The following is a 21,568-nucleotide window of genomic DNA, read 5'->3' on the forward strand; positions in this document are numbered from 1 at the left end:
GCATGGGTTCCTAAAAACCCATTAAGTCTTAAGAGAATGATTAGGTGTAAGGGAGGAAGCTTTGAGCTTCCTCCGCTTTGGTTTTCATTTCAGAATTGATCTATCTATTTTTTAATAAACTGTTTGGTTAAGGTTTGTTTGTTTTGATATGTTTTAATGAAATATAATCCTGAATTGAGTTCAGAAATATCCATGGTCATTTGTTTTGTGGCTGTATCTATAGTGGTTGATTTTATCACTTTTCCTGTCATATCGATAATAGCAATCACACTTCCTAGCATGGATTCGTTTCTAGAAATGCTGATTTGGTTGATCACTGGATTTGGAAAAAGTTTTATATCCGTAAATCCAATAGCTTTACTAGCACTTTGACAAACCGGAGGGGTGCCACTATTGCTAAAATAGATGGTAAAGTTTCCTGTTTTGGATACCATAACGAAGTTAGTGCCATCCATAGTCACGTAGTATGCTCCATCAAGGTTTGCAAAACCGGTTCCAGAAAGCGTAATTGAAGGTTGCGCACTATTAAAAGTTTGACTGGTAGTGTTACTCAACAGATTATTCCACCAATCTGGCACACCATTACTGGTATTCATAGAAAATTGCCACAATCCATTGTTAGTCAGGTCCCAATTAATTGTAAAATTGGTTACGTTACTTAAATCCGGTCCTCCATTACCAAGTACATGTGCATTGGAGTATGAACTATTAGCAATCGTTGCTAATGGATCGGCTTGAGGAGCCCCAAAACTACAATCTCCACCTGGTGGATTTGATGTTGTAATTGTAACTGAAGTAGACGCGGTATCCGTCACTCCATCAGGGTTAGTAGCGGTTAAAGTTACCGTATAATTTCCTGCTGCTGTATATTCGTGAGCCACCGTAGCACCATTTCCTGTACTTCCGTCTCCAAACACCCAAGAATAGGTTAATGCACTACCATCTGAGCTTGAAGATGCAGATCCATCAAAAGAGATGGTCACTGGAGCAACTCCTCCTGTACTACTTGCTACTATATCAGCCACAACAGTTACCGGAGTTGTATTACCCACTGTAATGGTTGTGTTTTGCGTATCGTTTAGAGCTCCATCGCTTACGGTAAGTGTAACCGGATAAGTTCCTGATTGAGTAAACACATGAGAAATTCCCACTCCTGTAGCTGTGGTACCATCACCAAAATTCCAGGAATACGACAGCGTATCATTATCAGGATCTGAAGATCCTGAAGCATCGAATTGTACTGTTAAGGGAGCATCTCCCGAAGTAATATCTGTAGTAAAACTTGCTACTGGTGGTCGATTACCGTTTCCTCCTACCACATTAGGAATAAAAGGGGCGAAATGCGGTCTTAATACATCCATTTTCCATTCGTTTACCGTAGACCAATCATCTGCCAGAATACCTCCGGTATCTCCAGAATTAGGATTCATGGTCCAAAAGGTCCAGGAATAGATATCTCCCATAAAATTAACCCACTCTGTAAACCAGGTAAACGCAATACCATTGAAAGCATCCTGATCTTTAATACCAAATTCTCCAACAAAAATGGGAGAAGTTTCGTTTTCGTATAAATAGTGGAAATGATCTGTCCATATCTGAGGCATATTTTGAGGAAAATTAGAAGCAGTAAACCAATCCTGTGTGGCTACTTCTGGTCCATACTCGTGAGCAGAATACATCAACTTGCTTGGGTCTGATAATTGAACTGGGTACTGTTCTGCCCCCATCAATTGGCCTCCCCACCAGTAGGAATCTCCTTCAAATTCTCCTACACCTTCTACAATGATTAAAACGTTAGGATTCACCTCCAAAATGGCATTTCCACATCGTTCGGCCGCTTTGTTCCAATCGGTAGCTGGATTGCTATTCCCCCAGGAAGAACCATGAGGTTCATTGTTTAAATCCATACCTACTACAGCAGAGAAATTTTTATATCGTTCTGCCATAAACAACCAATCGTTGATCCAACGCTCTTCAGAATATTCATCGGTATACCAAAAGGCTTCATTTAAAAACCCATCGGCTGCACGAGAGTGATTATCCAGTACAATTTTTACGTCGTTGTCCTGACACCATTGTACAATGACGTCCATCAACTCTATCGGTGATGTGATATTGGTTTCAACTTCATTCATAGGAGAAATACCCGTGTAGGGATCACTTCCATATGAAGGTATATCAATAGTAGCTCCGGGATTTAGCATTTCATTACACCACGGTACTCGAATGGTATTAAATCCCAAATCTTTGATCTGCTGAAGTACACTTTTGGTATCTCTGGTCCATATTCCGTGAGGCATATAAAGTGAGGTCTCAAAACCAAACCAATTTACCCCGGTTAAGCGTACTTCTTTTCCTGTGCTATCATACAGCTTATTTCCTGAAACACTTAGGAAATTTTGTTGCTGTGCAAGCGTATTATTAGTAGAAAAACCTATACATAGTACTCCTAATACTATCAAGGCTTTCTTTAAAAATCTAGTAAAGTTTTTCATGATATAAATAGTTAAAAAGAGAGAGGCGAGCAAACACCTCTCTCTTATATTCATCCTATTATCGAGTTATAATGATTTTCTTTCTGGTTTTTTGATTTGTATTAAAATCAACGATTTCTAATACATACAATCCAGAAGGCAATCCATTTACATCCATGCGAGTTTGTTTCTGATAGTTTTCTACGTACTCCATTTTGATAACGTTTCCGGTAAGATCCACTAATCTCAAACGCACATTTTCAAGTCCTTTTTTGGTAGAAACATCGATAAAACTTTTTGCCGGATTAGGGCTAGCAGTAACATCGATTTCTTTTACGACTTGTACAGATCCTGCAGAAGTATCATTAGCAAAGAAGAACCCATATTCTGCATTGGCAAGAGCCACCTCGATTTGTGCCCAACTTCTGTGATAACGTTGCGTATATTCCTGACCAGCATTGTAGGCCGTTTCTAGTCTTGCAAACTCAGGATCATTTCTTAAATCTGATCTGATATCTAAGAAAGATACTCCAGGCTTAATTTCATCTCCATTTGGCATCGTTCCTGTAAATCCGTTTGGAACAAATACTTCTTGTTCGAAGATTCTAGCAAAATCACCGCGATCTTCTACTGATGAAACTCCTTTTTCGTCACGATACGTCACCCACATTCTATCCAATACTTCTTTGGCCAAGTCTCTAGCTTCAGTATCCAAAGTAGCATATTTACGAGTTGCAGCAGCATAGTAAATCAAGGCTTTTGCCATAGAGGCAGCTACCCCCAGATCTTGTCCGTAATCAGTAACCGTAACACTTAAGTTATTATTAGCACCTGGACTTGCTGGATCCCAAGTATCAGGCTCTCCAGTCCATTCTAAAGTAGCAGGGATTTCAAAGTCATCATTTCCGATTAATCGAACTTCGCTTTTCACCCAAGTTGCCCATTTGTCCATTAGATTTTTGGCCATTGGATCGTTGGTGATGTAGTAGTACTCTGCCACTCGCTCCATAGACCAGGCTTGCCATCCAAACCAAGTACCACTACCTGGATCTTCGTATACTGGATTGTCATCATAGGCCATATCATAGAAAGTTGATTTACCAGCAGGATATGGACTGTAATCTCCATTCCAACTATTGGTTGCTCCACCGGCAATTGCTCCTTCTTTTGATTGTAACCAGGTATAAAACTCCATTTGTCTCTTCAAACTCTCTGTCCAGTCTCTAACACCGTTTTGTGAGGTTGGTTTTAACTCATCTACCTGAGTTAGTGCATAAGCTGCAACTGGGTTTTGATATCCAAAGTGACAGTGGCTAGAACTAATTCTAAATGCCCATTGTGAAGCAGGATCGGCAGAACCACCCCAAGACATGTACCACGACATTAAATAGTGAGCACTGTCGTATCCAGATCCCGCTCCACTGGTTGCACTTTGCACACCTAGAGGCTTGAAATATTTATCAAACATTGAAATTCTTAAATAATCTCCCATTTTGGTAGCCTTATCAAGATCCAAAGCAGAAAGACTCGTTCCTTGTTCTTTGGCATATATTTGTGCCCAGTACATTGCTTGTACCGCTCTGGCATCTGCATCAGGAGCACTTGTATAACGCCATTGCTTTGCATAATTCTGATCTAGAACGAAAAGTGGTAAGTATCCACTTGGTCCTCCCCAATCAAAACTCTCCCAAGAAGGGTGTGGTACAGTTTCGTATACAGACTCTTGCTCTCCTCTTTGGAACGTATTGATGTATGAAGGCGTACTCACACCATCACCTCTATTTCCGTATCCATAGAAGTTATCATTATCTAACAACCAGTGCATCTGATATACATCTGGTCCGTAGGTTGCTGTTAGGTCTGAAGATACTGGATCCGCTCCTACTGGCGCACTAAATTCTAATGGAGCCGGATAATCGCTAGGTAATGGGAATTCACTTGCATATGCAGCCGGAGAAGACGGATTGTAAGCCGCGTTTGTTGGCTGATCTGCGGTAGTTGGAATAATAAATTGTTCTATTTTATTCCAAACATTGTTCAATGGAGTCCAGTCTCCTGTTACACGTCCATTCATTACCTCAAGCCATAACCAGTACGAATACAACTCACTTGTAGATTCGTGTCCATGGTCTGGTGCTTCTACAATTAATGTTTCTATTGAGTGGTGTGGAGAACCATCTGCACTGAAATATCCATTAGCAGGATCATAGAACTCATTTCTCATTTCTATAAAACGATCAACATACTCATTATCTCCTGTTGGTGGATTGATAATGATATCCCCATCGGTAACGGTTATTGAAATTACAGCCTGATCCTGTCCGTTATTGCCATCATCTACGGTTAAGGTAGCCTGGTAATTCCCTGGAGCAGTAAATGTGTTATCTACTGTTACACCAGTTCCTGTGTTTCCATCTCCAAAATCCCAGGTATATGTCAATGCATCTCCATCGGCATCAGAAGATCCAGAAGCATCAAAAGATACTAGCAACGGCGCTTGTCCTGAAGTTGGCGTTGCAGAAATATCAGCAACTGGGTTTGTATTCCCTCCAGTATCACCACAAGTTGGTGCTGTAGCTGAAGTACTGAAATACAATGTAAACCCTCCAGTTTTGGATACCATTACAAAGTTTCCTTGATCTTCGGCAACCCAATAATCACCATCTAATCCTGTTATACCTGTTCCAGAGAAAGAAGCTTCTGGACTTGCTGTATTAAAACTGTACGTAAGACTACTTCTTAAATCTACATACCAATTAGGTTGACCATTGTTGGTATTGATTGCAAAAACGTACAACCCATTATTCGCCAAATCCCAGTTGATATTAAATTTGGTTACGTTATCTAAATTTGGTCCGCCATTTCCTAACACATAAATGTTTTCGAATTCTGTATTAATAGCTGGTAATGCATTTGCTATTGGAGTTCCAAAAGAACAATCTCCTCCTGTAGATACAGGATTTCTTACCACTTCGATACTGTTTGATAAATCGAAGTCTCCAGCTAAGCCAGCAAGAGTTCCATCGGCAGCAAGACCTGTAATTGTTCCATTATAACTTAGGTGATAAATAAAACAAGAGCCAGCACCAGCACCATCAAAATCAACAGCTTCTGGTGTAGGTGGTAATCCTAATATTTTTCCTTGATCATCAGTGATTACCCATTGGCTAGTTTCTCCAACATTTCCCGTAAGGGTTACTCCTGAAACATTATCTGCAATGCCATCTCCTACGGTAAATGCAAATGGACCACCAGCAATGGTTCCTCCGTCTACAGTTGGTGTGGCTACAGGATTTCTCACCACTTCGATGCTATTTGACAGGTCGAAATCACCGGCTAAACCAGCAAGAGTTGCATCGGCAGCAAGACCGGTAATGGCTCCATTATAACTTAGATGATAGATAAAACAAGACCCAACTCCAGCTCCATCAAAATCAACAGCTTCTGGTGTAGGCGGTAATCCTAATATTTTTCCTTGATCATCAGTAATCACCCATTGGCTAGTTTCTCCAACATTACCTGCAAGAGTTACTCCTGAAACATTATCTGCAATGCCATCTCCTACGGTAAATGCAAATGGTCCACCTGCAATGGTTCCTCCGTCTACAGTTGGCGTTGCCACAGGGTTTCTTACGACTTCGATACTGTTTGACAAATCGAAATCGCCTGCTAAACCAGCAAGAGTTCCATCGGCAGCAAGACCGGTAATGGTTCCATTATAACTTAGGTGATAGATAAAACAAGATCCAACTCCAGCACCATCAAAATCAACAGCTTCTGGTGTAGGAGGCAATCCTAATATTTTTCCTTGGTCATCAGTGATTACCCATTGGCTAGTTTCTCCAACATTACCTGTAAGGGTTACTCCTGAAACATTATCAGCAATGCCATCTCCTACGGTAAATGCAAATGGACCACCAGCAATAGTTCCTCCATTCACCGCAGGTGTTGTAACCCCACAATCTGGAGCTGAAGCTGCATTGGTGAAATACAATGTAAATCCACCTGTTTTGGATACCATTACAAAATTACCCTGATCCTGAGTAACCCAATATGCTCCATCTAATCCTGCTATACCACTTCCTGATAATACAGCATCTGGATTTGCACTATTAAAACTTTGCGTAAGACTGCTTCTTAGGTCTACATACCAATCAGGCTGCCCATTATTGGTATTGATTGCAAATACATATAAACCATTATTTGCCAAATCCCAATTGATTGAAAATTCTTGTAAGTTATCCAAACTCGGACCGCCATTTCCTAAAACAAAAACATTACTAAATCTATCATTAATGTTTTGCAAAGGATCTGCTGTTGGTGTGCCAAAAGCACAGCTTACACTACCATCAATTGCCGAAATCGTTTTCGTATCGGTATCAATTTGTCCTGCTTGATTGGTAACTGTTAAGGTAACCGTGTAATCTCCAATAGCAGCATACGTAGCGGTCGCAGTTACGCCAGTTGCAGTAGTGCCATTTCCAAGATCCCAGCTATAGGTAAGTGTGCCTCCAGCAGGATCTGAAGAACCTGAAGCATCAAAAGTAACATCAAGAGGTGCTGCACCAGCATCTGGAGTAGCAGTAAAAGCAGCTATCGGACTTCCATCGGTAACTGTTATTGTTTTATTAACCTCTGAAGAAATATTTTGCCCATCACTAACGGTAAGGGTCACTAAATAAGATCCTGGAGTAGAGAACGTAATCGTTGGATTTACCAAGGATGATGTTTGTCCGTTTCCAAAATTCCAATTGTAAGATAACGCATCTCCATTTGGATCTGAAGAAGCCGAAGCGTCAAAAGAAACATCTAATGGAGCAATCCCAGTTTCTGTAGAAGCTGTAAATGATGCCGTTGGCGTGTTTCCTCCATCAGGTTCATTTCCAAAAACAAGAACTCCATTATCATAAATTGGAATATTCTCACTTTCGATCTCAGTTCCACCAATCCCCTGAGCAGACCAATCATTTGTAGTATCATAAGGTACACCGTTGGCTACTCTAAAATTAAGTTGTGTTTCTCTTCTGAATTGAGGATCTCCTATTGGAGCTATTTGTTCTCCTGCTAAAGAAACCTCTGCATAATAGATATTTCTACTGGCATCCCAAGTCCCAATAGTTATAGTACTTGACCCCTGTACTGCATTTAATGTAGGTTGGTAATCTGCTATTGTCAACCCTTGGGCAACACCTTCAGAGATATCAAAGAAATAGCGATACGAAAGTTGATCCGTAACTCTTGCAGGCCAAGCTGTTCTGTTCTGAACACGGATTTGCACCGTACTTCCAGAAGCATTATTGCTATTAAACTTAGATACCGTTCTTACCTCTGCTCGGGTTGGTGTTCCTGCAGAAGCCGGTGGAAAATTAGCCAAAGGGGTTCCTCCAAAACTACCATGCATCCATGCTAATACTCCTGTGATTCCTGCATTATAATCACATGCTACTTCATTGGCTATAAATTCACATCTATCATCCGCAAAACCGTCATTTGTAGGACTTTTAGGTCCTCCAACTACAGCTCCGTACAAAATGTGACTAGAAGTATCAGGAACGCCTGAACAATTATTAGTCCATCCGCCGTGAGCTCCTCTGTGATGTGGTTTGTTTGCTGGGTTATTACCAAATCCTATCATAAAACTTCTATTGATAGGATTGTCTCCTAAGGTATAGTCAGCCATGAATTTTGCATAATTTCTATAGGCTGTCTGTTGTGCTGAGTTTGTGGATACTTTATCACTGTATACCAATGCTAAAAATGCTTCATTATTGGCATATCTAAGTGTTCCCCATTGTCTGATATGCGGAAGTCCTCCTGGAGTTGTAGGTACCACATCTCCATTTACTCCTACACCTGTCCACCAATCTAAGTTTCGCTCCGCATCCTGCTTATACTTATCTTTTCCTGTTAGGATAGAAAGAAGTACATAAGCCCCATATGCTTTATCATCCCAAGAAAAAGCCTCTTTATATTTGGCCGTGGCACTTTGTCCTTCTCTTTGCATATTGTCATATTCCGCTTCCGCTTTAACAAGATATTTGTTATCGTTGGTAGCTCTATATAACCAAGCCGCTCCCCATACGATTTCATCTTCAAAGTTGCTAAAGGAACGATAAAACCCTGCAGCATCAGTGATCGAGTTAGAATACGCTTCTCTTACACGATCTGCATAATCATATAGCTCTTCTGCACTTTGTAATAAACGAGCACTATATGCAGGATCATCATCTTTTAATAAGATACTTACTGCGGCAAGTGCTGCAGCCGTTTCTCCTGCTAAATCAGATCCTCCATTCGCACCCGAAATCTTGAAGGACTCTCTAGGTTGAGGATTTACTTCTGCAGGTCCCCACCATGCATGATCTATTCCTCCTGCAGCTACCTGCCCCCAAAGTTCGTCAGGACCGGTATGACATTTAAGGAAGTAATCTGTTACAAATCTTAAATTTCTTTTTAGTATATCGTATTGACCGGCTTGAATATAAGCATCCTTGAATTCTATTCCTCCCCAAGCAAGTGTGGTAACAGAATAAGCCATTGGGAAATTAAACTTTACATGATCACCTGCGTCGTACCAACCTCCTGTGAGGTCTAATCCAACATCTGATCCATCGTTTAAAGCCGAATCTCCTCTCCATGGCACTCGATTCCAGGAAGGTAACTGTCCGGATTGTTGTGCTTCATAGAAAAAAATCGACTTCTGTAAAGCCTCTCCATAATTAAACTGTGCAGTCAATGTACTACACCATAAGTACAATAAGGCCATTGCACCTAGTTTCATAAAGTTTTTCATGAGTTGTGTTAGTTTTTAAGTTGATTTAAATTTTACGTCAAACCGCGTTATTTCTTATGTGTTAGGAAGTCGAAGAAACAACTGGGGCCTGGTGTGTGCTCTGTATAATAAAGAGCTGCAAATCAGTGTTTTATAGACATAATTTTACCGCAAAATTTATACGTCTTTTCCTTATTTTAAATTGATGTTTATTCTTTAATTAATTGCAGTTTTGACTTACCTGCAATAGAAATAATATAGACTCCTGTCTCCAATGAGGAGGTCGAAATCAATTCCTGATCTGATTTTGCAATTATTGATGAAACAATTTCTCCAAGCAAGTTGTACACGATAATTTCTTCTCCTTTATGTTGCCCCATAATGGTAACAACATCCTTTGCCGGATTAGGAAAAAGACCAAAGATTCGGTCCAAAGTATCATTTGATTTACTCACATCTGCCGGAACTATTTTCCATTTTTGATTGGTGTTTGTAGCACTAAAATTCCATAGCCGTACATTGGCATTGTTAGCCCCTCCCGATCTGTCTAGACCCGATTGTAAACAATGCAATGGTTGTAAAGAATATGTATTGTTACCATTAGCTATGACCTTCCACTTTTTATGATTGTCATTGGCATCAGTCCAGGTAGCTACATTTTCACCATTTCCACAACGCGCATAGGGTACTTCTAAAAATCTACCCGTACCCAGATTTTTGATGGTATATACATTGTCCCCAAGATGGGCAAATGTCCATTTCTGGTCATTAAAATTACCTGGATCATGCATTCTTGCACTATGATTTTCTAGACCTCTAGCTAATAACCGCTGATTGTTTTGAGTGGATTCGATAAAATAAGTACCCTCCGTGATCAATTGTTGATTAGCTATCGTACCTACTGTAAAATTTACCGTTTTACTGGTGATACCACCTCTATTATCCGTTGCTTCTGCTTTTAAGTTGTAGGACCCGTTCGATAAATTTTTAAGCTGTTCATCACGACCTTCTACATTTCCCCATTCATAGGGGGCAACGTTTTCTTGTCTTATCAATTGATTATTGAGATACAATTTTACGTTTGAAATAGAACCATCGGTATCTGTAGCAATCACCGTGGGTTGAATACTTGTTCCTATCGGTAATTGGGCTCCATTGTTTATCCCAGAAAAACTTACATCAGGCAATTGGTTCGTATCCCCAACATCAGGGACTGGTTTGTAAGTACGTACCCAATCGACATACATTGTATTTTTTGAGTTATCTGCCAGCGAGGCATCACTTGCCACTATACCTTGATTTGACCTCCAGTCATGATCCTCTGTATCGATGATCATAAAAACAGGTTTATCCATTTTATAAACATTCTTATCCATAATTTCACCCGAAGGTTTATCAATCATAGTAGCTTGAGCCCAGGATCCATCAGAGGTTTGTATTCCGTCTATGTAAAATGTGATCTCAGTAGGACTTTTCCAATACACTCCAAAAGTATGATACCCATTTCGCCAAAATTCATTCCCCGGAAGGGTATTATGTGTTTGGTCATTAAAATCTCTTAGGATGCTGTTATTATTCGGGTTTCTTTTAAAAACATGAAAGTTGGTCGACATTCGTTGAGCAAACCAGGTTTGAGCAGCCCCTCCATATACTTCAATTACATCTATCTCCCGGGTATCATCCTCACTTAACATCCAAAAATTTGAGGATAGTTCAAGATTACTCACCTTTATACGAGCTTCCATATAAATAGGATAGATCACTTTGGTTTTTGAAGTAACTACTCCACAGTACACTTTATTTGTACCCGGTTTTCGGGATGCTTTTATTTGAAGATTTCCATTCGTAACTACCGCTTCGTTTGACCTCCATTCTGTTAATCCGGGGCCATTCCAACCATTGAAATAACGATCTCGCCATTTACTATTAAATTGATCTCCTTTTCCATTATAATTAAAATCATCTGAGTAATTTTCTTGCAATTCCCATTTCATCCCCTGACCCGCGTTTGCAGGTACAGGAGTATTGCTCCAATCTTGTGCTTTCAATGTAAAAAGAGAAAGCAACATAACTATATAAATAATACTTGTTTTCATAATTTACGTGATGCAGTTAATTTCTATCACTCCTTGATTAATTGCAGTTTTGACTTACCTGCAATAGAAATAATGTAAACTCCAGTCTCCAGAGAGGAGATCGAAATCAATTCCTGATCTGATTTTGCAATTGTTGACGAAACAATTTCTCCAAGTAAATTGTACACGATAATTTCCTCTCCTTTGTATTGTCCCATAATGGTAACAACATCCTTTGCTGGATTAGGAAAAAGACCAACGATTCGGTCCAAAGTATCATTTGACTTACTGGCATCTGCCGAAACTATTTTCCATTTCTGATTGGCGTTTGTAGTGCTAAAATCCCATATCTGTACATTGGCATTGTTAGCACCTCCAGATCTGTCTAGACCCGATTGTAAACAATGTAATGGTTGTAAGGAGTATGAATTATTACCGTTAGCTATGACCTTCCACTTTTTATGATTGTCATTAGCATCGGTCCAGGTGGCTACATTTTCACCATCTCCGCAACGTGCATACGGTACTTCTAAAAATCTACCCGTACCCAGATTTTTGATGGTATATACATTGTCTCCAAGATGAGCAAATGTCCATTTCTGATCATTAAAATTTCCAGGATCATGCATTCTTGCACTATGATTTTCTAAACCTCTGGCCAATACCCTTTGATTGTTTACTGACGAAGCAATAAAATAGGTTCCATTGGCAATGAGTTGAGGGTTGGCAGAAACTACGGTTACATTATTTACCTGATCGTTATCCAACGCCTGTTGCCAATTCGTACCTGTTGGGCGTATATGTGCTTTGTAGGCATAGCCACCACCAATAGCTGGAGAAGATGGTAAGGTAACGGTGATGGGTTGCACCCCGTTTCCTTTGGAAACCTTTTCCACTTTACTAGCTACCCAAGTGTTGTTTTTCCAAAAGCTCACTGCGATTTCTCGTTCGGCAGAAGCACTGTATTCCATATCAAAAGTATATGCATTGGCAGGATTAATCGTGGTAGGCGCATTCTTGAATGTTACTTTATCTTCAAAAACTACTTCATTTTCTACAGTAACATTATTAACCTGATCGCGATCCAAAGCTTCTCGCCATGTAGTACCTACCGGACGAATATGGGCTTTATACACATATCCAGATCCTGCTACGGGTGGAGAAGGTAAATTCACTGTTATTGCTCTTGTCCCCTGACCCTTTGCTACGGTTACTTGTTGTTGTGCTATCCAATTGTTTGCAGACCAAAACTCTACTACGATTTCTCGATCTGTAGATGCCTGATAATCCAGGTTGAACGTATAACTGGATTGTGGAGTGATAGTAGTTGGTGCATTATTAAAAGCCACAGTATTCTGTCCAGAGCCTCCATTATCATCTACAAGCTTATAAGTATGTACCCAATCGTAATAGGTAGTTCTGTTTGCAGCAGTATCGTTCATTCCATCCTGACCTGCCTTTGGAGGATTCCAGTCATAGGTTTCGGTTACCAATCTCAAATACATCGGTAAATCAAAATCTGCAGGTGGTTTTATCTTATAAACAAATTTTCCGTCGAGATAAAATAACACCTCATCCTTGCTTTTCCACCAGGCACCATAAGTATGATATCCTTTCCACGAAGGTTCTCCTAGCGAGGCTTTACCCCCTTCTTGTCCTACAGGTGTATTATTACAAGCAGTACCACGGCTATGCGTGTTTGAGTTCATGTTTCTAATGGTGTTGTTTACCCAACTCGCACCATTAGAATTGACCCCTACAGTTTCTGTGATATCAAGTTCGGTTACCCGAACATCACATCCCGAACCTTCGTTACGTTTATTAATGAGCCAAAATGTGGAGGACATAAAGGTCTTATTGGCTTTCATCCTACATTCGTAATACCCATAGGTTTGACTTTTTAGCGCTCTTACCAGTGCGCCCGCATGAGTATATCGATTGCCATTTACAGTTTCTGGAGATGATAACTTGTATGCGGTAAATTGTAATGATCCATCTTTTACTTTTACAGCATTTTGCTTAAAGATTCCTGGTGGTCTTCCTATCCAGGTGGATACATTTATTGCCCACTTAGAGGTATTTAAGTTGTTTCCGTTGAATTCGTCGGAGAGTGCTTCTACTTTTTCCCATTTTTTACCATTGGGAGGTGTTGGTTGTGCTTGAATTTGCAGAATGCTTACACAAAATATAAGCGCTGCAAACAAGATTTCAATGCGTTTCATGACTTTTGGTTTTAACAGTTAGTTTTGTTCTGTAACATATGTTATCCTATCTGTTTTTCAGTGGGTTACCCAAAAAACAGAATAGTATTGGGATTCACATATAAAAAGCTGTAAATCAATGTTTTGTAGACAATTGATTTCCTCAAAAATTATACACTTTTCCCATATAAAGGATTATGGTAATACACTATGAACTGTAATTATTTATTCCTGTACAATTGCGGTGATCAATGCTCAAATTGATAGTAAAATGAGTAAGAATAATTTTGTAGATCACTAAGGAATATGCCGTTAATAATTCAGAATATGTATTAGATATTTTACCACTCACTTTTGAGTGAACAGAACGAAGAATTTTTGACGACTGACTGTGTTTTGGTATTGTTAATTTCATTTTAGAGTTTGCGTTAGATTGTGTGGTTTTCGAAAATTTTGATTTTGTGAGTTTTAAGAGTTCATATTTTAGATTTATTGAGTTAAACAGAATATTATCAAGTTTTTACCGTTAGTTTTTGTAACCAAACTGTGTTTTTAAAGAACGTCGGTTTTCTATTTTATGGAGGGTACATATGGGGTACATTCAATAAAAAAAGAATACATATGGCGTACTATTTTTTAAAAACAACGTTATTACACAATTCGTCTAAACTAACCACTCAAAAAGTGAAACGCTTAACCTACTACACACTCATCTTTTTATGGATGCATACCTATCATATGGTCCATTCTCAAAGAGCTACCAATCATGAGCTTCAGATCAAACAAATCGATAGCCTTTTCGAAATTGCCAATCAGGATCTTATTGGTAACGGAGATGTTTTAAAAGATTTAATCCAACGGTCTAAAGACGCCAACTACCCCAAGGGAGAGGTTCGTGGCTTAGTCAATCTTGGTGTCTATTACATGAACAATGCTATGAATGACAGTGCGAATGTGGTGTTTGAAAAGGGGCAAAAACTTATTCAAAAACATCCGGATCTGGAGTTTGTACTCTCGTATATCTATAACAATAAGGCCACGATTTTAACCAATCAGGACTTGCATTACCAGGCACTAAAATATTATCACAAATCACATAAGATCAACTTGAAACGAGGTGATCAAAAAATGGCGATGATCATTAAAATGAATATTTTAACCTGCCATCTTGCTCTTGGTGAACCCGATAAGGTATTGGCTTATTCTAAAGAATTAATACATGATTCTATCGTGGTTGCCCAGGAAGATTTGAAATACAAATTGTACACCAACATGGCTATGGCCCATTTTGATAAAAAGGAGTATCGAAATGCCATCAACTGGTGGGATGCAAACCTCGAAACGATAAAAGACACAGATCAGGTCGGAGAGATCAGTTACCTCTTAACCTCGATTGCAGATGCACACCGAAGCTTAGGAGATTATGACATCGCTTTACAAAAAGCATTAGAAGCTAAAGACATCTTGGACTCCAAACCTGAATTAAGTTCCTATGCCGCGGTTAATGCATTGGTATTAGCCAAAATTTATAATTCTCTGGATAATCCCGATGAAGCCATAGTATATTTTGAAAAAGCAGTGCTCAAAAATCCCGATGATCCCATGGATATCGCATTTGCCTACAAAAATCTGGCTGCGATCTATAAACGAATGGAATCTTGGGAAAAATCTATGCTGTTTTATGAAAAACACGGGGTACTTATTGATAGTTTATACAAAAACAGAAATGAAGATATTGCCAAAATCTCTGAGGGTAAGTTTCAACTTTTGGAAGAGGAGCACAAAAACGATTTGCTCACCAAAGACAACGAAATCTTATCTTACAAAAACGAAAAACAGGAGTGGTATATTATCTCGCTTGCTGTAGGCTTGTTTAGTGTATTGGTTGTTTTCTTATCGGTAATACTCTATCAAAAATATGCCAAAAGCGAACAAGAAGTAGAACTACTAAAAGAAAACGAGAAAAAAATCCTTGAGCAACATTTACAGAGTCGAGAAGAAGAATTTTTGGCTACTATGATCTCTGTAAATGAGCGATTGAACAGGTTGACTACTATCAAAAAAATACTATCTACGGCAATACGATATAACAACAGAGAAGAAATCATCGAAGCCGAAAAACGATTGGATAAATTTATCTCTTCTACTTCGGATCTTACTGTTTTGAAAGATCGTATAGAATCACAGTATCCTGGTATCACTGCCCAAATCAATACGCGTTTTCCCGAGCTATCATCAAACGATATTAGACACTGTTTGCTTATGAAATTAAACCTGTCGATCAAAGAATCTGCCCAATTATTGAGTGTCTCTACACATGCTGTAAAAATGGCCAGAAAGCGATTGAAGAAAAAAATGAATATCCCAGAAGATGTCTCACTAAAGGACCACTTACAAAATGAAATTGCATAGACATTCTTTTTCAAAAAAATGAATTTTTATACTCTTAAAAAATACGTAGTTTGGTCATCTGAAATTTGTATCGGGTTATGAATTGGAGAGTTATATGGATCGGTGTATTGTTTCTTGGATTAATCTCCTGCGATAATTTTGTTCTTAAAAAAGAGAACAAAGATGATATTGTAAAGGACGGACTCAATAAATTAAACTGGCACGATGTCGAGCAACCTCCTTTCTTTGATTCTTGCAAAAACAGAGCAGAGGAAGAATTGGAAATCTGTTTTCAAGAAACCATCACACAGCATATACAAGAACATTTGGCCAAACAATCTTTTTCGGTCAATACTGCTATAGAAGATACCATTTGGATACCACTATTAATCACCAAAAACAGTGAAATTCTACTACAAGATTTTGAACTGCCCGATGTTATTATTTCTGAGATTCCCAATCTGAAAGATCTCTTAAAAGAAGGCATTTCTACCTTGCCTGAAGTAGCTCCTGCCCATACCCGCAGCACTCCAGTAACAGCGTTGTATAAACTCCCTCTGGTAATTCGGATCGATTAATACCTGTGCTACCTACGAAATGCGTAGTTTTGTAGGAAACAAAAGCATTTCTGAATTTGAGTAGCGAAAAAATTATACTTGGTATTGATCCCGGTACCACGATCATGGGGTTTGGGCTGATTAAAGTTCAAAATAAAAAGATGTCTTTTTTACAATTGAACGAACTTCAACTAGGGAAGTATGACGATCATTACCTGAAGTTAAAACTTATTTTTGAGCGTACCGTAGAATTGATAGACACCTATCATCCCGATGAAATCGCAATTGAGGCCCCTTTCTTTGGTAAAAATGTACAATCCATGCTAAAATTAGGCAGAGCCCAAGGGGTGGCCATGGCGGCTGGATTGAGCCGAGAGGTTCCGATTACGGAGTATTCTCCTAAAAAGATCAAGATGGCGATTACAGGAAATGGTAATGCCAGTAAAGAACAGGTAGCCAAAATGCTTCAAAACCTGCTTCACATCAAAACATTACCCAAAAATCTAGATTCTACCGATGGATTGGCCGCTGCGGTTTGTCATTTCTACAATATGGGTAGAGCAGATATTGTAGGTAAAAGTTATACAGGGTGGGCTGCTTTTGTCAAGCAAAATGAAGGGCGAATCAAAAAATAAACAGTATCAGCGGTATCTACATACATATTCCCTTTTGCAAGCAAGCTTGTCATTATTGCGATTTTCATTTTTCGACTTCGCTAAAGAAAAAGGATGAAATGGTCGACGCCTTGATTCATGAGATTATTTTGCGAAAATCAGAAATAGAAGATGCCGAAATCCATACCATCTACTTTGGAGGAGGTACCCCTTCTATCCTTTCGGTAACCGAAATACAACGTATTATCGACTCGATCCATGCGAATTATACAGTTATCGAAGACCCTGAAATTACGTTGGAAGCAAATCCAGACGACCTTTCAAAAGAAAAAATACTAGAACTAGCCGATAGCGCCGTAAACCGACTTAGTATCGGTATACAGTCTTTTTTTGATGAAGATCTGCAATTGATGAATCGAGCACATAATAGCCACGAAGCTTTGGATAGCCTAACCATGGCCTGCGAGAAGTTTCAAAACATCTCCATCGATTTGATTTACGGCATTCCCAATATGTCTATCGAGCGCTGGCAACAAAATATTGATAAAGCTCTTGAATATAATATTGCTCATATCTCGTGCTATGCACTTACCGTAGAACCCAATACTGCACTACCCAAACTGATTGCCAAAGGAGAAATCCCGGCCGTAGATGATGATTTGGCCCAGGAGCATTTTGAGTTTTTGATCACGCATCTGGAGCAGCATGGTTTTGTGCATTATGAACTATCAAACTTTGGAAAACCTGGATATTTCAGTAAAAATAATACCGCCTACTGGCAAGGCAAACCGTATTTGGGCATAGGTCCTTCCGCCCATTCGTATAATAAAAAGCAACGAAGCTGGAATATTAATAACAACACCAAATACATACAGGCGCTACAGCAAAATACACTTCCTTTAGAAATAGAAGATCTAAGCATTACCGATCAATACAATGAATATGTAATGACTGGACTACGTACGATCTGGGGAGTCTCTCTCAAAAAAGTAGCATCCGAATTTGGTAAAAAGTATTGCGAATATTTACTGCTACAAGCTCAAAAACACATCGAAGAACATTTGCTGTTTTTGGATAATGACACCTTGTTAGTCACCAAAAAAGGAAAGTTTTTGAGTGACGGTATTGCAAGTGATCTTTTCTTAGTAAATTTAGGCTAACTTCCAAAGCATTGGGGCTATGACAGAAAAATATGATATCATCGGGGTAAACTATAACGCTACCCGAAAAGCAGATCCTTATCTTTTTAGCAGATTACATGCGCTACTTGATCCAAACCCAAATGACACCTATTTGGATATTGGATGTGGTACTGGAAATTACACTTCAGAATTTGCTAAAAAAGGATATCAATTTATAGGGATAGATCCTTCTTCCGAAATGCTGGAAAAAGCAAAACGGCAAAACGCCCACATCTCCTGGAAAATGGGTAAAGCAGAGCAGATCGAACTTCCGGATGCAAGTATAGATGGTATTCTAGCTAGCCTAACCCTGCATCACTGGCAGGATTTGATGCAAGGGTTTTCAGAACTGCATCGTGTGTTGCGACCCGAAGGACGAATCGTCATCTTTACAGCTACGCCCAAACAAATGGAAGGCTATTGGTTGAATCATTATTTTCCCAAAATGCTGGAAGATTCGATGGTGCAAATGCCAGCCTACGATCTGATTTCTTCTTGCGCTGCCCATTCAAATTTAAAAATTGAAAGTACCGAAAAGTATTTTATCCAACCTGATCTGCAAGATCTGTTTTTGTACTCTGGAAAACACAATCCCAAATTGTATTTTGAACCTGGAGTACGATCGGGTATCTCTTCTTTTTCTTCGCTTTCTAATGCCAGAGAAGTAGAAGAAGGCCTAATTACATTACAACAGGATATCACCTCTGGCAAAATAAAGGAGATCATACAAAAGTATCAAAATGAAGATGGAGATTATTTGTTTATGACTCTTACCAAATCTTAGCATGTATTTATGATTACAACGATTACCTATAAGAACAAACTGTATACTATTGACCTTACACAGCCTCTGGATATTTCGATTCCGATTAGAAATTCAGAAGAGAATGTAAACGCATGGTATATTGAAGGACCTACAATTTCACCTGTTACGGACAAGGATTGGGTAGGTAAAGTGTCTGAGGGGGCTTCGACCAATTTCAATACCATTACCTTTAATCCACATAGTCATGGGACTCATACCGAGTGCGTGGGGCATATTTCTTCAGAATTTTATAGTATCAACAAAGCGCTTACCACCTTCTTTTTTAAGGCCGAAGTTATCTCTGTACAGCCTATATCACAAGGAGATGATCATATGATCACCAAAGATATGATTCGGGCGGCAATAACTTCAGAAGATAATCAGGCGCTGGTGATAAGAACGCTTCCGAATACAAGAGATAAACTGCAAAAGCACTATTCGCACACCAATTGGCCCTATTTTACCGAAGATGCTATTATTTACATACGCGAAAAAGGTATTACCCATTTATTAGTTGATTTACCTTCTATCGACAAGGAAAAAGATGAAGGAAAATTACTGGGGCACAAAGCCTTCTGGAACTATCCCGAAGCGATCCGACATGACGCCACGATTACCGAATTTATATTTGTTCCAGACCCTATTGAAGATGGGGTCTACTTTCTGAATCTTCAGATCGCTGCCTTCGAAAATGATGCTACGCCTAGCAAACCGGTACTGTATAAAATACAAAACTTATGAAAACAACACTACAATTGGAAGAAATCGCGATGATGGGATTGGGCATTTATCTTTTTAGTCTACTTCCCTATTCCTGGTGGATATTTTTGGTATTATTTTTGGCACCGGATATTGGTATGATAGGATATTTGATCAATACTAAAGTTGGTGCTACTATGTACAATCTTTTTCATCACAAAGGTTTGGCAATTGCACTTTATTTAGCAGGTGTTTATCTATCCAATGATATACTTTGTTTGTCTGGGACTATACTTTTTTCGCATTCGGCTTTTGATAGGATTCTTGGATATGGTCTAAAATTGGAAAAAGGTTTTAAATTTACACACCTAGGAGAAATAGGTAAAAAAATTAGTATGGAGTTATTGTTTATTGGGCTTTTGGGTGGTGCCATTCTCGCCTATTTTATTTTTTCCAGATTTAGTGCTGCCAGAAACAAATCTGCCATAAAAACGCAGTCTTTGGTGTTGATGGAGAAGATCAAGAGCGTTTGCAAACTGGTTACTGTAGAAGGCGATTTTGCAGAGATTTATCATTATGAAAGCGTAAAAGAAAAATTCTTCAAACTCCTTACAGGCACAAAAAAAGCCTTGATCCTTATCGATGCCAAAGCCTATGTAGGTTTTGATTTGTCTAAGGTTAAACTAGAAAGTGACACCAAAAACAAGCGGATTATTCTAACTCGATTTCCGCAGCCACAACTCCTTACGATTGAAACAGACTTTAAATATTACGATAAAAAAGAAGGATGGTTGAATCCCTTTACTTCGACCGATCTTACGGAGCTGAATCAAGAGGCTAAACAATTTATTAAAGATAAAATCCCAAATAGCGGATTGATGGAAACTGCCAGGAAAGAAGCGCTTACTGCAATTTCGTTAATGGAGACTTTGGCAGAATCTATTGGTTGGTCCCTGGATTATTCGGCTTTGGAACTTGAAGACACGTATCCCGATAAAAAAACGTTAGAAGAATAATGGCAATAGAGATCTCTACTGATACCGATAAGCTGGATATCGATGTGATATATCAGTTTTTAACCAATTCGTATTGGGCCAAAGGCAGAACCAAAGCACAAATACAACAAAGTATAGAGCATTGTCTTAATTTTGGAGTATACCTGGAAGGACAACAAATTGGTTTTGCCAGGATACTAACGGATTACACCGTTTTTGCCTACATAATGGATGTTTTTATTCTAGAGGAGCACCGCAAAAAAGGGTATTCCAAAATATTGATAAAAGCCGTTGTAGAGCATCCCGATTTACGAGGGGTAGGACGATGGATGTTGGCCACCAAAGATGCTCATGGTCTTTATCGACAATTTGGCTTTGAATCGGTGGAAGACCCATCGTTTTGGATGAACAAATTAACAACAAAATAATCATGAATAATGTAGAAGCATTTAGAGACTATTGTTTGTCTAAAAAAGGAGTTACGGAAGAGTTTCCGTTTGATGAAACCACCATGGTGTTTAAGGTGATGGGTAAAATATTTGCTATTACCGGTTTAGAGCGTATTCCTTTCAGTGTAAATCTGAAATGTGACCCAGACAAAGCCCTAGAACTGCGTGAATACCATTCTGAAATTATCCCTGGGTATCATATGAATAAAAAACATTGGAATACCGTAGATTTTACCGGTAGCTTATCTCCCAAACTACTATGCGAACTGATCGATCACTCCTACACCCTGGTAGTTAATAGTCTGACCAAAAAACTGAAAAACGAACTCGAAACATTGTAACTCATAACAATAGG

13 protein-coding genes are annotated in these 21,568 nt (G+C 39.0%); 9 read left to right on the forward strand and 4 right to left on the reverse strand.

Annotated features, from left to right (window positions below; genetic code table 11):
- Window positions 1-104: 104 nt before the first annotated feature.
- The 4 genes from AC0L3Q_RS22235 to AC0L3Q_RS22250 form a co-directional block, all read right to left on the reverse strand.
- Window positions 105-2,495: a cellulase family glycosylhydrolase gene (locus AC0L3Q_RS22235; protein ID WP_473283030.1), complete on the reverse strand. Its 2,391-nt coding sequence runs from the start codon at window positions 2,493-2,495 to the stop codon at window positions 105-107.
- 58 nt (window positions 2,496-2,553) lie between these two features.
- The gene (locus AC0L3Q_RS22240) at window positions 2,554-9,267 is read right to left on the reverse strand and encodes a glycoside hydrolase family 48 protein (RefSeq protein ID WP_473283032.1); all 6,714 of its coding nucleotides are present in this window, start codon (window positions 9,265-9,267) and stop codon (window positions 2,554-2,556) included.
- A gap of 188 nt (window positions 9,268-9,455) precedes the next feature.
- A complete protein-coding gene (locus tag AC0L3Q_RS22245; protein ID WP_473283034.1) occupies window positions 9,456-11,342 on the reverse strand; it encodes an RICIN domain-containing protein in 1,887 nt (628 codons plus the stop codon).
- A 26-nt stretch (window positions 11,343-11,368) separates the two neighbouring features.
- Window positions 11,369-13,543, reverse strand: coding sequence for an RICIN domain-containing protein (locus tag AC0L3Q_RS22250; protein WP_473283036.1), 2,175 nt, complete (start codon window positions 13,541-13,543; stop codon window positions 11,369-11,371).
- 600 nt (window positions 13,544-14,143) lie between these two features.
- On the opposite strand from AC0L3Q_RS22250, the gene AC0L3Q_RS22255 reads away from it, so the two are divergent.
- The 9 genes from AC0L3Q_RS22255 to AC0L3Q_RS22295 all read left to right on the forward strand — a co-directional run bounded on the left by AC0L3Q_RS22255 (window position 14,144) and on the right by AC0L3Q_RS22295 (window position 21,554).
- A complete protein-coding gene (locus AC0L3Q_RS22255; RefSeq protein ID WP_473283038.1) occupies window positions 14,144-15,934 on the forward strand; it encodes a tetratricopeptide repeat protein in 1,791 nt (596 codons plus the stop codon).
- Window positions 15,935-16,011: 77 nt separating this feature from the next.
- Window positions 16,012-16,491 carry a hypothetical protein gene (locus AC0L3Q_RS22260; protein WP_473283039.1) on the forward strand — a complete coding sequence of 160 codons (480 nt, stop codon included), beginning with the start codon at window positions 16,012-16,014 and terminating at the stop codon, window positions 16,489-16,491.
- A 56-nt stretch (window positions 16,492-16,547) separates the two neighbouring features.
- Complete coding sequence (gene ruvC / locus AC0L3Q_RS22265) at window positions 16,548-17,105, forward strand: crossover junction endodeoxyribonuclease RuvC (protein WP_073317696.1); 558 nt, start codon at window positions 16,548-16,550, stop codon at window positions 17,103-17,105.
- A gap of 5 nt (window positions 17,106-17,110) precedes the next feature.
- Window positions 17,111-18,244, forward strand: coding sequence for a radical SAM family heme chaperone HemW (gene hemW, locus AC0L3Q_RS22270; RefSeq protein ID WP_473287002.1), 1,134 nt, complete (start codon window positions 17,111-17,113; stop codon window positions 18,242-18,244).
- 19 nt (window positions 18,245-18,263) lie between these two features.
- Window positions 18,264-19,049, forward strand: a complete 786-nt coding sequence (locus AC0L3Q_RS22275; protein WP_473283041.1) for a class I SAM-dependent methyltransferase — start codon at window positions 18,264-18,266, stop codon at window positions 19,047-19,049.
- Between the two features lie 9 nt (window positions 19,050-19,058).
- The gene (locus AC0L3Q_RS22280) at window positions 19,059-19,811 is read left to right on the forward strand and encodes a cyclase family protein (RefSeq protein ID WP_473283043.1); all 753 of its coding nucleotides are present in this window, start codon (window positions 19,059-19,061) and stop codon (window positions 19,809-19,811) included.
- A complete protein-coding gene (locus AC0L3Q_RS22285) occupies window positions 19,808-20,785 on the forward strand; it encodes a DUF4260 family protein (protein WP_473283045.1) in 978 nt (325 codons plus the stop codon). Before AC0L3Q_RS22280 ends, AC0L3Q_RS22285 begins: the two co-directional genes overlap by 4 nt.
- Window positions 20,785-21,192 (forward strand): GNAT family N-acetyltransferase, encoded by a 408-nt coding sequence (locus AC0L3Q_RS22290; RefSeq protein WP_473283047.1) that lies wholly within the window; start codon window positions 20,785-20,787, stop codon window positions 21,190-21,192. Before AC0L3Q_RS22285 ends, AC0L3Q_RS22290 begins: the two co-directional genes overlap by 1 nt.
- A 2-nt stretch (window positions 21,193-21,194) precedes the next feature.
- Entirely contained in the window at window positions 21,195-21,554 is a 360-nt protein-coding gene (locus AC0L3Q_RS22295; RefSeq protein ID WP_473283049.1) for an MmcQ/YjbR family DNA-binding protein, read from the forward strand.
- Window positions 21,555-21,568 lie beyond the last annotated feature (14 nt).

The organism is Aquimarina sp. KJ22-3 (assembly GCF_055808215.1).